Genomic DNA, 12,671 nt, shown 5'->3' on the forward strand with positions numbered 1-12,671 from the left:
CGGAAACGTCGAGGAAAGACCATCCGATCAGGCGTCTCAGCGACGTTTGGCGATGCCGAACCCGGTGTAGCCGAGGATGATGGCGAACGCGAAGCCGACATAGCAGAACACCGCCCACGGTGCGTAGTCGAGGACGGAGACCCCAAGGACTCCTGCCATGTAGACGCCCGCTGAGGACCACGGAATGAGTGGAACGATGACGGTGCCGGAGTCCTCGAGGGTGCGCGAGAGGTTCTTGGCATCCAGGCCGCGGTCGGCGTAGGCCCTCTTGAACAGTTCCCCCGGCACGATGATCGAGAGGTAGGAGTTGCCGGTCACGACGGCCATCGTGATGCATGACAGGACAGTTGAGAGAACGAGGTCTCCCGTGCGCTTCACGAACTTCAACAGCGAGCGGATGATGGTTTCGAGAGCACCGGACCGCGACATTATTCCGGCGAACGCGAAGGCGCTGAACGCGATGAGGATGACACCGGTCATCGACGCCATCCCGCCCTGCGACACCAACTCGACGACATCGGGGTCCAGACTCTCGAGCGTTGAGGGCCCGACTTCGAGCATGTTCGGGGTGAATCCGTCGACCGTCGAGGCGAAGATCGATTCGACGCTGACCTTCTGGAAGATCGCCGCAAGGATCCCCGCTGCAAGTGACGATCCGATGATCGTCGGCAGCGTCGGCAGTTTGAGCACGGCTCCGGCGAGGACGATGACCATCGGCAGAAGCAGGAGAACGTTGAAGGAGAACAGGCCGTCCAAGGTACCTGTGACGGCGCTGATCTGGTCCGAATCGGTGCTTCCTGAGTGCTGATTGATGCCGACGGACAGGTAGAGCGCCAGCGCCACGAGTGTGGCTGGAATCGTGGTGTATAGCATGTGGCGAATGTGCTCCCAGAGGGTGGTTCCCGCAGCTATCGGTGCCAAATTCGTCGTATCCGACAGTGGAGACAGCTTGTCGCCGAAGTACGCGCCCGCGACAATCGCTCCTGCTGTCGCTGCCAGCGGGGCGTCGAGGCCCGTGGCGATGCCCATGAGAGCCACGCCCACTGTTCCGGCCGAACCCCAGGACGTTCCCGTGATGACCGAGACGATCGCCGAGATGACGAAGGCGATGAGGACGATGAACTTCGCGCTGATGAGGCCGAGACCGTAGTAGATCATCATCGGAATGGTCCCGGCGATCATCCATGTGCCGATGAGGATGCCGATGGAGATGAGCACAAGCAGAGCCGGCATCGCCGTATCGAGCTTCTCTCTGATCCCCAGTAGCATATCCTCCCAGGACAGCCCCATGCGCAGAGCCACCAAGCCGGCGATGATCGCAGACAGGATCAACAGCGGCTCCGGGGCGAGGCCGAGGACGCCGTAGCCCACAGCCAGCAGCACGAGCATCGCGCCCAGGGGAACCAGAGACCATCCCAGCGGCGGGAGCTTCTCCTCGACGTCGGCCGTGTGGGTCGTCGTGGTGCCGGGTTCGCGGCTCATTCGAAAGTTCCTCGGATCTGGGGTTCGCCGTCGCGGACGATCTCGCGTCCCCGGGAAAAGGCGAGTCGGATGGTGTGTTCGTCATCGGTGAGGAGGACGTCGGCGTCGCACCCGCTTCGGAGACGGCCCTTGTGCCCGAGCACGAGAGCATCAGCCGTATTGGAGGTGACGAGGGAGAGGGCCTGAGACAGGTCCATACCGGGCAATTCGGCACACTCCCACACCTGTTCGAAGAGGGTGGCCTGCTTGGCCACTTCCAAGCCGATCAGCCGCCCGTGCGCGTCGAATTCGGGCAGACTGCCGTTGGCGTCAGACGACAGAGTGAGTCGGGTGAGGTCGCCGCCGAGTTCGATGTAGTCTCTGACCGACTCTGCGGTCGTCGAGCCCGCGGTCATGTCAACGGTGGCGCCCTTGGCTGCGAGGCTCACCGCATCGGCCAGAAGCTCGGTGCTCCTGGTGATGTGAGTGGCATAGACGGCCTGCGGGGCGATCGGGTACTCGTCGAGCAGCCGGTGCAGAGGGGCCAGACGCGACCAGTACGGTCCGACATGGAAGTGGGTGACGCCCGCTTTGCCGCTGAGCAGACCACCGACATGGCTGTGGCTGACGAGCTCGGCCAATGCTTCTACCGTCGGTTGGAAGGAACGCCGATCCGAGATCGCTACCTCGCCGACGCCGATGACTTTGTCGATGAGGACGACATCGTCGACGACGGTGCCGGTCAGCGTTCGTGCCGGGACCTGGTAACTGCCTGTGTAGATATATGTGGAGATGCCGTCGGCCTCGAGCGCGCGGGCCTTGGCAAGGAGATCCGCGTGGCTGCGAGTCACACCGTCGGTGCCCAAGCAGCCGACGACTGTGGTCACCCCGGCGCTGACGATGTCGCTGACGAGGATCTCCGGGGTGCGATTGGCGTATCCGCCCTCACCACCGCCACCGGCGATGTGGACGTGCGGGTCGATGAACCCCGGCACGGCGGTCAGACCGCGGGCATCGATGACAGAGGCATGCGGCAGGTCGGTCACCGCTTCGACGGGGACCTCCCCGATGTAGGTGATCTGCTGCCCCTCGATGAGAATGTCCTGCTGACCGAGTCGTTCCGGGGCGAAGACTTCGGCCCCTTGCAGCAATATCACCATGTCATGTCCTCTCCTTGTCGTGGCTAACCAGGTATGAACCCCTTGCCGTCCACCTTCGGGATGGCAGCGAGGAGTTTCTGTGTATAGGGGTGGTTCGGATCGTTCCAGATCTGTTCCGTCGAACCGACCTCGACGATCCTACCCGCTTCCATCACTGCGACCCTGTCTGCGATATCGCGAACGACCGAGAGATCGTGGCTGATGAAGATCATCGAGGCGCCGGAGTCGATGGCGAGGTCGCGCATCATGCGAGCGATCCGCGCTTGGAGGAACGCATCGAGTGAAGCGATGGGTTCATCACCGACGAGCACTTTCGGACCTGCAGCCAGGGCACGAGCGATGGCGATACGTTGTCTCTGTCCGCCGGAGAACGAATGCGAATAGCGCTGTGCGGAGTCGGCCGGCAGGTCGACGGCGTCCAACAGCGATTCGACGGTCCACGTGCCGTCAGGGTTGAGCGCCAGCGCATCGTCGAGCTGGTCGCGGATCCGCCTGCGCGGATTGAGCGACGCGTAGGGGTTCTGGAAGACCATCTGAATGCCGAGCAGTTCCTTCGCTCTCTTCTTCAGCCCGAGCGCTCTGACCGGATTGCCGTCGAAGGTGATGGAGCCGTCTGCCGGCTTCTCCAACCCGCAGATGAGTTTGGCCAGCGTCGATTTGCCGCAGCCGGATTCGCCGACGAGCCCGAGCACCTCCGAGCGACCCAACTGCAGAGACACTCCGTTGACGGCTCGGAAGCGACCGCCGCCGTCGAGCTTGTATTCGCATGCCACGGAATCGAGTTCCAGGAGCGGAGCACCTGCTGCGGGGGAGTGAGCGGTGGGGGCGGCCGGGGCCTGGTCGATCGATGTCATGGGGAGACCTCCGCTCCTGGCAGCGATTCGATGAGCGAACGCGTGTATTCGTGGTGAGGAGCGGTGATGACCGCCTCCCGGTCACCGGTTTCGACGACGACGCCGTTCTTCATGACCACGATGGTGTCAGCGACCGAGGAGAGCACTCCGAAGTCGTGGGTGACCAGCAGCACGGCGAGGTCGAGATCGTCGCAGAGTTCACGCAGCAGCCGGAGGATGCCTGCCTGCACGGTGACATCGAGTGCTGTGGTCGGTTCGTCGGCGATGAGCACCTTCGGATCGCAGATGATCGCCGAGGCGAAGGCGATTCGCTGCAGCTGTCCGCCGGAGAACTGGTGCGGATACTTCTTCACCGCCTCCTCCGGGTGCGGCACCTTGGTTCGGCCGAGGATCTCGACGGCTTTGGCCAGGGCGGCCTTCTTCGACACTTTCTGGTGGTGTCGAAGGTGGTCGGTGATCTGGTCGCCGACCGTGAGCATGGGATGGAACGCCGAGGCCGGATCCTGAAAGACCATCGACAGCTGCACACCGCGCAGGCGGTTGTGCTGCTTGACAGGCATCCCCACCAGCTCGACTCCGTCGAAGTCGATGCTTCCGCTCAGCTCCGCGCCCGCGGGGGAGAGCCCCATGACGGCCAGACCGGTCTGGGTCTTGCCGGACCCAGACGCTCCTGCGACACCGGTGATGCGACCTGCTTCGAGGTCGAACGAGACGTCTTTGAGGATATGAGTGGTCTTCTTGCCTGCAGTGACCGACAGGTTGAGGTCTCTGATGCTGATCATGCTCATGAGGTCGTCTCACCGACTTCCTGGGCGGTATGGGGATCGAGGGTGTCGCGCAGACTGTCGCCGATGAAGTTGAACGCCATGACGATGGTGAGGATGCAGAGGCCGGGGAAGAAGGCGATCCACCAGGCCGCGAACTGAGAGACGCCTTCGCTGATCATCGCGCCCCAATCGGGGGTCGGCGGAACGGCACCGAGAGACAGGAACGACAATCCTGCCATGGTGAGGATCGCCGAACCGACATCGAGGGTGGCGAGCACGACGACGGGTGAGATGACGTTCGGTGCGATTTCACGGGCCAGTGATCTGCCCGCGCTGAACCCGAGCAGGCGCCCGGCGATGACGTACTCGCTGCCCCGCGCGGTCATCACCAGCGATCTGGTGACACGCGCGTAGGACGGCCAGGAGACGAGCAGGATCGCGATGATCGCGTTCTTCAGTCCCGGACCGAGGGCGGCTGCGATGACCATGGCGAGGATGATCGTGGGGAACGCGAACACCAGATCGGCGATGCGCATGATGATCTCGTCGACGGCACGACCGAAATATCCGGCGATCGCGCCGAGCACCGAGCCGAGCAGCGCCGAGCAGATGACGACGAACACCGCGGCGGGCAGAGTGGTGCGGGCGGCAACGAGGATGCGGGAGAGCACGTCTCGGCCCAGTGTGTCGGTGCCGAGCAGATTCTCACCGTTGGGAGCCGAGAGCCTCGGGAAGTTCTGGGCCAGAGGGTCGAATGGGGCGAGGAGCGGTGCGAAGATCGCTGCGATCAGCCAGAGCAGGAGAATTCCGGCGCCCACGATCCCCAGCGGAGTGCGCAGGGCCTTCGGGAAGCGGATCTGCCACCTTTTGAGCCCGGGTTCGACTGGGTCGCGGCGGGCCGCCTCGGTGGTGGGGGCGTTGGTGGGCTGTTTCGGGGTGCCGATGCTCATCTCACCCTCACTCTCGGATCCACGAAGCCGTAGATCAGGTCGACGATGAAGTTCACGAAGATATAGACGATGCCGATGACGAGGCCGACGCCCATGATGACGGGCAGGTCGAGCGTCGTCGCTCCGCGGTAGGCATATTGGCCGAGTCCGTTCCAGGCGAAGACGGTCTCAGTCAGCACGGCACCGGAGAGCAGGGAGCCGAATGCCAGACCGACCACGGTGATGATCGGGACCAGCGCGCCGCGGAAGATGTATTTGAAGACCACTGTCCGTGCCGGCAGCCCTTTCGCCTTGGCCGCGGTGACGTAGTCGAGTCTGATGATGTCGAGGACGCTCGAGCGGCTGAAACGTGTGAGCAGGCCGATGGTGAAGAGGGCGAGCACGCACGACGGCAGAATGAGGTGGCCCAGCGCATTGGCGAAGGTCGCCATCTGTCCCGCCAAGAGGGAGTCGAGCGTGTAGAGGCCGGTCACTTTCGGCGGCGGGGTGATCCACGGGTCGAGTCGTCCGGCGCCGGGGACGACTCGAAGTTTGAAGAAGAAGACGAAGTAGGCGACGGTGGCTATCCAGAATGTCGGTGCCGAAATGCCGATGAGGCTGAGGGTGCGGATGGCGTGGTCGACGAGACTGTTCTGTTTGAGAGCACTGAGCAGACCGAGCAGGAGTCCGAGGATCACTGAGATGAGAATCGCTCCGATGCCGAGCTCGATCGATGCGGGGAAGACCTGCCCGATCGAGGCGAGCACGGGTGTGCGGGTCTGATTGGAGACTCCGAGATCTCCCTGCAGCAGATTGCCCAGGTACGTGAAGTACTGGACGAGGAGCGGTTGGTCGAGTCCGAGCTTCTCTCGTGTCTGCGCGACGATCTCGGGATCTGCCGCGGCCCGGTCGCCGAGGATGGCGGCGACCGGGTCGGTGGGCACGAGGTTGGTGAGCAGGAACGTCACCACGGTCACGCCCCAGATCAGGATGATCGAGATCCCGATCCGGATGAGGATGAACCGGAGCAGAGGGTGGAGCTTCGGCGGTTTGACTCGCTGCGCCGCGTCCGCCTCACCGGAAGCGGACGCGACATCAGTACCCAGCGGTGCTGTGGTGGCTTCCGCCATCCTCACTCCGCCTTTGCGAAGTCGAACGAGATGTCGGCGTTGGAGACGAACTTCTCAATGCTCGATCCGACGGCGACGGTGCTGACCGGTTGGACGAGCGGGATCCACACCGCGGTGTCGGTGGTCGCCTTGAATAGCTTCGCGTAGGCCGCATCGCGTGCATCCCCCTTCGCCTTGGCCGCTTCGTCTGCAAGCTTCTTCAGCTTCGGGTCGTCGCTCCAGTTCACGCGATCGGCAACGTCGCCTCCGGGAATGAAGACGTTGTAGTTCGTCGGATCAGGGAAGTCCGCACCCCAGGTTCCGATGCCCATCGGCTGTTTCGCCGAGCGGAAGCCGTCGAGCTGGGTCGAGCTCGGGGCAGGTTTGAGGTCGAGGTTGATGCCGGCCTCCTTCAGCTGCGCCTGCAGGGTTTCGGCGAGCTGTGCGAGGTCGACGCCATTGACGGCCTGATCGCTCGAGTAGTGGAAGGGGACCTTCTCTCCGTCGTAGCCGGCCTCCTTCAGCAGCTTCCTCGCTTTCTCGAGGTCGCGTTCAGGAGCCTCGTCCTTCGGGACGGCGCCGACGAACTCGTTCGGCACGAGACTGGCCATGCGCTGGGATCCCTTCCCGGCGAGGTCGATGAGTTTGTCGTAGTCGATCGCCGCCATGACGGCCTTGCGGAAGTTCGGGTCCGCTGCAGGGCCGCCGATCTTCTCATCGGCATTGTTGAAGATGTAGAGGCTGCGAGTCGAGGGCAGGCTGGAGATCTTGCCCATCGACTCATCGATCTGCTTCGCCTGATCGGAGTTGAGGTCGTAGGCGACCTGCGCCTGACCCGATTGGATGTCGGTCAGTTGAGTCTCTGCGGAGACATTGCGCAGGACCACTCGCTTGTACTTCGGTTCCGGACCGTTGTAATGCTCGTTCGCGGTCAGCACGACCTGGCTGTCGGCATCGTACTTCTCCACCTTGTACGGTCCCGAGCCCTGTGAGTTCTCATTGAGGAACTGTTCGGCTCCGTCCTTCTCATCTGTGGTTCCCTCGTTCTCCTTGACCACCTTCGAATTGACGATGCCGATCGAGGAGTTGGGGAGGATGTAAGGCAGCGCAGGGTTGGGTTCGGCGCTGGTGAGCGTGACCGTCTTATCGTCAACCTTCTTCACCTTGACCCCGTCGAGGAAGAACGAGGGATTGCCCTTGATTCCCTGCAGCCGTTCGAAGGAGAAGACGATGTCGTCGGCGGTAACGGGATCGCCGTTGGAGAATTTCGCATCCTCGTCTTTGAGGGTCAGCGTCATCTCCTTGCTGTCCTCGGACATTTCGAATGAGCAGAGGCCATCGGTCGGCTTGGTGAGGTCACCGTCCTCGAATTCGAGCGCTGTCTGGTAGATGGCGCTGTCGATCGTCGAACCGGTGAACTCGAATTGTCGATGCGGGTCGATCGTCTTGAGGTTGAAGGCGGTCTCGGCCACGATCGTGTCGCCGGCGCCGCCGGCGCCGCCGGCTTCGTCGGAGCCGCTGCCGCAGGCGGCGAGTCCGGCGGTCAGTGCGAGGGTGGAGCAGATTGCGACGAAATTGCGGGTCAGACGCCTCATGTGTGATCTCCCTAACAGTAAGTGTTGTGAATCACATTAGAGTCGAAAGGCCTCCCATGCAATTCAACCTGCCACAAAGCTGGAGGATTTCCACTGTGCGCTTCCGCCAACGGCACAAGCAGTGGAATGAGGTCTCTGATCTGCGGCTTATGTCGACAGGCGATTGCCTCGCCGTCCGCTGGCCGAGTACGCGCAGCGGAAGTCCGCGCGGGTCACGCGAGGCTGACCGGGGACAGGCCGAGCGCTTCATCGGTCGTGGCGTGGGAACGAGCGACCGCCTCGGCGGTCCAGTCGGTGCGATCGAGGTCGGGGACCGCCTCGGCGATCTGGGACCCCCAGCTGTCGTGCCATTGGGCGGGGAAGGCCTGCTTGAGCAGATCGACCATGATCGGCACCGCCGTCGATGCTCCGGGGGAGACTCCGAGCAGGCCCGCGATCGAGCCGTCGGAGGAGACGACGAGTTCGGTGCCCTGCTGCAGGACTCCGATCTTCTGCCGATCCGGTTTGACCAGCTGGGCCCTCTGCCCGGCCGGCAACAGGGTCCACTCATTGCGTCGGGCCAGGGGCAGATAGCGTCGCAGCTGCGCGAACTTCCGGGACGGGCTGGCGGCGAGCTCCTTGACGAGGAACGACACGAGACTGAGGTTCTGCAGACCGGCGGCAGCGATGACATGCAGGTTGTCGGGCCGCACCGTCGTGAAGAAGTCGGAGAGTCGGCCGTGCTTGAGCAGCTTCGTGCTGAAGGTCGCGTAGGGGCCGAACAGCAGATGCTCCTTGCCATCGACGACTCTGCGGTCCAGATGCGGCACCGACATCGGCGGGGCGCCCACATCGGCCTGGCCATAGACCTTCGCATCATGGCGGGAGACGACCGACGGAGTCGAACACCGGTAGAAAGCGGCCCCGACCGGCAGAACCGCGTAGCCGCGGACTTCGGGGATCCTGGCTTTCTGCAGGAGTCGCAGCGCGAAGCCGCCGGCACCGACGAACACGGTTTTCGCGTGCACGGCGAACGGTCCCGCCGGCGTCGAACCGCTGACCGTCCAGCCCGATGTGCGCGAATCGAGCCCGGTCACTGTGTGCCCCGTGCGCACCTCGATGGACCCGATGCTCAGCAGCGCCGACGTCAGAGCGCCGAAGTCGACATCGGTGCCGTGTGGGTGGCGGGCCGCCGCCATAGGCTCTCCGCTGTCGGCCCGTCCCTCCATTGTCAGGGGAGCCCACCGGGCGATGGTGTCCGGACCCTCTGTGTACTCCATCGCGGAGAACAGCGGGTCGGCTTTCAGGGTGTCGACGCGTCGGCGCAGGTAGCTGACGTCCGTGTCCCCGAAGACGAGGTTCATGTGTGGGGCCGAGTGGATGAATTCCGCTGGGTCCAGGAGCCCGAGTCGGACGAGATGGGCCCACCATTGGCGGGTGAGGTGGAACTGTCCGGCGATCTCTGCCGGTTTCGCGCCATCGGCGGGGTCAGGCATGTAGTTGAGCTCGCAGTACCCCGAATGGCCGGTGCCGGCATTGTTCCACGGGTCGCTGCTCTCTCCGGCGATGTCCTCGGCCTTCTCCAGAACGAGGATCCGCAGATCGGGATCGAGCAGAGTCAGCATCGAACCGAGAGTCGCGGACATGATGCCCGCGCCGATGAGGACGACATCGGCGTCGGGCAACTGGTCGGTGTGCTTGGGGTTCGCAGTCATATTCTCACCATGCGCCCCCACGAATCATCCGTCCAATGAGTGATCGGAACTGTATGATCCGAATATGGAACGATCATCCGAGTCCCGCGCGGCGCCGCTGACGGCGCTGTGGGAACTCGTCGAGCTTGCCGATCAGGACGGGCATCTGACCGAGGCCGCCGCCGCCCTCGGAATACCCCAATCCACAATGAGCCGACGTATCCGCGCCCTCGAAAGCCACCTCGGGGTGCCGTTGACCGTTCCGCGCGGACGCGCCATCGGTCTGACGACGGCAGCACTGGACCTCGTGGCTGCGGTGCGTGCCCCGCTGACGGAGATCGACGCGGCGCTGGCCGATCTCGCCGAGGCGGCCGATCCCGAGCACGGCACGATTCGGTTCGGATTTCCGCTGACGATGGGCGCCGGTGAGGTGCCCGACCTGCTCGCGGCTTTCAACCGGGCTCATCCCGGCATCCGCCTCGATCTCAAACAGGCCCACGGTGCCGAGCTCGTCGCTGATCTGCAGCGGGGCACTCTCGATCTGGCGATCATCATTCCGCCGCCGCTCGAGGTCCGCCACGAGGTACTCGCGAGGCAGACGATCATCGCGGCGCTGCCCGAGGTGCACCCGCTGGCAGGTGTCCGCAGCATCACCCTGGATCGGCTGGAGAACGAGGAATTCATCGCCACCCCTGCGAGTTACAACCTCCGGGTGCTGACCGACCGCTGGTGTCAGACCAGCGGATTCGATCCGGAGGTGAAGATCGAGGTCACAGAGTTCTCGACGATCCGCGAATTCGTCGGTCGTGGAATGGGCGTGGCATTGATCCCGCCCGCGGTGCGTCCGGTCGACGGAATCACCGAGGTGGCTCTGGACGGGGCCGAATACGTGCGTGAGATCGCGCTGTGTTCGGCTGTGCGTCGGCCCGGCCGCGTCGTCGAGCGCCTGCGCGATTTCATCCGCGAGCACGCGGCCGTGTGGGCAATCGAGGGCTGATGCTCAGGTGCGGGTGCGTGCCAGCAGGTAGACGAAGTACGGGGCGCCGATTAGGGCGACGATGAGCCCGGCCGGTATCTGCCCCGGAGCGATGACCGTGCGCCCCACGGCGTCGGCGACGACGAGTCCCACGGCTCCGAGCAGCATCGCCGTGGGCACGACCCGGATGTGACGGGCGCCGACCAGGGCACGCGCAGCGTGCGGGGCGACGAGGCCGATGAATCCGACGACGCCGACTGCCGATACGCTCACTGCCGCGAGCACGGCCGCGGTGATGAGCACCGCCAGGCGCACCGGTTCACGCGGAACCCCGACCAGCCGTGGGGTGTCATCATCAAGGGCGAGCAGGTCGAGCTCGCGCGTCCACACGAACGCCAGCGGTACGGCGACGAGCAGGGCGAGGGCGACCGGTGCGATATCTGCCCACGCCCTTCCGTACGTCGATCCGGACAGCCACGTGAAGAGAGCAGGCGTGTCCCAAGGGTTCGCGCGGACGAGGAACAGTGTGGTCAGCGCGGTGAACCCGAACCACAGCCCGATGCCGATGAGGACGAGACGATCGGTATTCATTCCGCCCCGCCATGAGAGCCCATAGACGATGGCGAAGGCGACCAGGGCGCCCACGATGCCGACCGCAGAGACGAGTCCGACCCCGGCGCCGGGGATGAGGGTGACGACGATGACGGCACCCAGCCCGGCTCCACCGGTGATGCGAGCAGGCCGGGTTCGGCCAGAGGGTTGCGCGCACTGGCCTGGACGAGAGTGCCGGAGAGTCCCAGCGCGGCACCGGCGGCGAGGGCAGCGGCGACGCGGGCGCCCGAGAATCGAAGGCGAAGTCGATGACGGGTGCCGCCCGGTCCTGGAACCACAGCAGCACATCGCCGAGGAGGTAGAACCGTTCCCCGGTGAGCAGGCCGGTCACGGCGACGAGGATGAGGACCACGACGCCGATGCCGATGACGAGGGCTGCTCGTCGCGGACCGACGACTGTCGAATTCGCCGCCGAGGTGGCCGCGGCCGGTGATGCCGTGCGCATCGACCGCGCCAGAAGAACGAGCACGATCGCCCCGAGCACGGTTGTCGTCACTCCCGACGGCAGGGTGATCGCCTCGGTGGCGCCGACGATCGCGCGCAGCAGGGCATCGGCGACGATGACGATGATCGCACCGATGAGGCCGGCGGTCGGAAAGAGCACGGCATGGCGGCCGAGGCTCGGTACGACGCGGGCGAGGAGTCGGGCGATGACCGGGGCGCAGAGGCCGACGAAGCCGATCGGACCGGCCAGGGTCACCGCAGTGGCGGTGAGCATGACGGCCAGCAGGATCCCGATGGCCCGCGTCGACCTGACCGGAACCCCGAGCACCGAGGCGGCGTCGTCGCCGAGACCGAGCAGGTCCAGACGCCTCGACAGCAGGATCGCACCGCCGGCGATGACGGCGATGACGGGAATGCTGCGCAGGGCCGCGGTGCCGTCGAGCTGATTGAGAGTGCCGGAACCCCAGGAGAAGAGGCTTGTCGTCTCTTCGGCGAAGAGGATGAGCAGGGTCGATGTCGCCGCCTGCAGCGCCATCGCCGTGGCCGTGCCCGCCAGCACGAGACGAGTCGTCGAGGCTCCTGCGCCTCCGGCCAGGCCGAGGACCAGGGCTGCTGCAAGCAGGCCGCCGAGGAAGGCGACCCCTCCCGAGGCCCAGATCGGAATCGCAATGCCGAAGGCAGTGACCACGGTGACGGCGAAGTACGCGCCGCCGGTGACCGCCAATGTGTCCGGCGATGCCAAGGGATTGCGCGCCAGCGATTGGAACAGGGCGCCGGCCACACCCAAGGCGAGGCCGACGAGGATGCCCGCCCCCACGCGCGGCAGCCGGGATCCCAGGAGGATGTCGCGGGCACTGGGGCCATCCTCGGCGGGGGAGAGCGTGCCGGTCACGGCTGTGAACAGTTCCCTGATGCCGATGCCCGAGGTTCCCTGCGTGATATGCCAGGCGGAGGCGATGATGAGGATGGCAACGAGGCCGAGCAGAGCGGCGGCGGTCGACAGGGCACCGACGACTCCGCGGCCGCGGATCGGAACCATGGTCAGTTCCGGTGCCGCAGCCGTCTGCTGGGAGGTGCTCGGGCGGGTCAGG

At 64.9% G+C, this 12,671-nt stretch carries 11 protein-coding genes and 1 pseudogene; 1 reads left to right on the forward strand and 11 read right to left on the reverse strand.

Annotated elements, in window-relative coordinates:
• Window positions 1–36: 36 nt before the first annotated feature.
• The 8 genes from nhaC to LJ362_RS05505 form a co-directional block, all read right to left on the reverse strand.
• Window positions 37–1,482, reverse strand: a complete 1,446-nt coding sequence (gene nhaC / locus LJ362_RS05470) for a Na+/H+ antiporter NhaC (protein WP_264801119.1) — start codon at window positions 1,480–1,482, stop codon at window positions 37–39.
• Window positions 1,479–2,621 (reverse strand): beta-aspartyl-peptidase, encoded by a 1,143-nt coding sequence (gene iadA / locus LJ362_RS05475; protein ID WP_264801120.1) that lies wholly within the window; start codon window positions 2,619–2,621, stop codon window positions 1,479–1,481. The genes nhaC and iadA overlap by 4 nt, the downstream gene beginning before the upstream one ends.
• Window positions 2,622–2,644: 23 nt before the next feature.
• A complete protein-coding gene (locus tag LJ362_RS05480; RefSeq protein WP_264801121.1) occupies window positions 2,645–3,475 on the reverse strand; it encodes an ABC transporter ATP-binding protein in 831 nt (276 codons plus the stop codon).
• Window positions 3,472–4,263, reverse strand: coding sequence for an ABC transporter ATP-binding protein (locus LJ362_RS05485; protein WP_264801122.1), 792 nt, complete (start codon window positions 4,261–4,263; stop codon window positions 3,472–3,474). Before LJ362_RS05485 ends, LJ362_RS05480 begins: the two co-directional genes overlap by 4 nt.
• Window positions 4,260–5,192 carry an ABC transporter permease gene (locus tag LJ362_RS05490; RefSeq protein WP_264801123.1) on the reverse strand — a complete coding sequence of 311 codons (933 nt, stop codon included), beginning with the start codon at window positions 5,190–5,192 and terminating at the stop codon, window positions 4,260–4,262. The genes LJ362_RS05485 and LJ362_RS05490 overlap by 4 nt, the downstream gene beginning before the upstream one ends.
• On the reverse strand, window positions 5,189–6,301 hold the full coding sequence (locus LJ362_RS05495) for an ABC transporter permease (protein ID WP_264801124.1): 1,113 nt from the start codon (window positions 6,299–6,301) through the stop codon (window positions 5,189–5,191). Before LJ362_RS05495 ends, LJ362_RS05490 begins: the two co-directional genes overlap by 4 nt.
• Window positions 6,302–6,303: 2 nt before the next feature.
• Window positions 6,304–7,875 carry an ABC transporter substrate-binding protein gene (locus LJ362_RS05500; RefSeq protein WP_264801125.1) on the reverse strand — a complete coding sequence of 524 codons (1,572 nt, stop codon included), beginning with the start codon at window positions 7,873–7,875 and terminating at the stop codon, window positions 6,304–6,306.
• A gap of 212 nt (window positions 7,876–8,087) precedes the next feature.
• A complete protein-coding gene (locus tag LJ362_RS05505; protein ID WP_264801126.1) occupies window positions 8,088–9,569 on the reverse strand; it encodes a malate:quinone oxidoreductase in 1,482 nt (493 codons plus the stop codon).
• 64 nt (window positions 9,570–9,633) lie between these two features.
• On the opposite strand from LJ362_RS05505, the gene LJ362_RS05510 reads away from it, so the two are divergent.
• Entirely contained in the window at window positions 9,634–10,545 is a 912-nt protein-coding gene (locus LJ362_RS05510) for a LysR family transcriptional regulator (protein WP_264801127.1), read from the forward strand.
• A 3-nt stretch (window positions 10,546–10,548) separates the two neighbouring features.
• On the opposite strand, the gene LJ362_RS05515 is transcribed toward LJ362_RS05510, so the two are convergent.
• The 3 genes and pseudogenes from LJ362_RS05515 to LJ362_RS05525 all read right to left on the reverse strand — a co-directional run.
• Window positions 10,549–11,226, reverse strand: coding sequence for an iron chelate uptake ABC transporter family permease subunit (locus LJ362_RS05515; RefSeq protein ID WP_264801778.1), 678 nt, complete (start codon window positions 11,224–11,226; stop codon window positions 10,549–10,551).
• The gene (locus LJ362_RS05520) at window positions 11,112–11,414 is read right to left on the reverse strand and encodes an iron chelate uptake ABC transporter family permease subunit (protein ID WP_264801779.1); all 303 of its coding nucleotides are present in this window, start codon (window positions 11,412–11,414) and stop codon (window positions 11,112–11,114) included. Before LJ362_RS05520 ends, LJ362_RS05515 begins: the two co-directional genes overlap by 115 nt.
• Window positions 11,415–11,644: 230 nt before the next feature.
• A pseudogene (locus tag LJ362_RS05525) lies at window positions 11,645–12,619 on the reverse strand (iron chelate uptake ABC transporter family permease subunit); the annotation flags it as partial.
• Window positions 12,620–12,671: the final 52 nt, after the last annotated feature.

This window comes from Brevibacterium sp. JSBI002 (assembly GCF_026013965.1).
Taxonomy (GTDB): Bacteria; Actinomycetota; Actinomycetes; order Actinomycetales; family Brevibacteriaceae; genus Brevibacterium.

What these genes read in the sequence shown, in the direction of transcription:
- LJ362_RS05485 (WP_264801122.1), bottom strand. Translation starts at nt 4,263, where the DNA reads ATGAGCATGATCAGCATCAGAGACCTCAACCTGTCGGTCACTGCAGGC.
- LJ362_RS05505 (WP_264801126.1), bottom strand. Translation starts at nt 9,569, where the DNA reads ATGACTGCGAACCCCAAGCACACCGACCAGTTGCCCGACGCCGATGTC.
- LJ362_RS05480 (WP_264801121.1), bottom strand. Translation starts at nt 3,475, where the DNA reads ATGACATCGATCGACCAGGCCCCGGCCGCCCCCACCGCTCACTCCCCC.
- LJ362_RS05500 (WP_264801125.1), bottom strand. Translation starts at nt 7,875, where the DNA reads ATGAGGCGTCTGACCCGCAATTTCGTCGCAATCTGCTCCACCCTCGCA.
- nhaC (WP_264801119.1), bottom strand. Translation starts at nt 1,482, where the DNA reads ATGAGCCGCGAACCCGGCACCACGACGACCCACACGGCCGACGTCGAG.
- iadA (WP_264801120.1), bottom strand. Translation starts at nt 2,621, where the DNA reads ATGGTGATATTGCTGCAAGGGGCCGAAGTCTTCGCCCCGGAACGACTC.
- LJ362_RS05490 (WP_264801123.1), bottom strand. Translation starts at nt 5,192, where the DNA reads ATGAGCATCGGCACCCCGAAACAGCCCACCAACGCCCCCACCACCGAG.
- LJ362_RS05495 (WP_264801124.1), bottom strand. Translation starts at nt 6,301, where the DNA reads ATGGCGGAAGCCACCACAGCACCGCTGGGTACTGATGTCGCGTCCGCT.
- LJ362_RS05510 (WP_264801127.1), top strand. Translation starts at nt 9,634, where the DNA reads ATGGAACGATCATCCGAGTCCCGCGCGGCGCCGCTGACGGCGCTGTGG.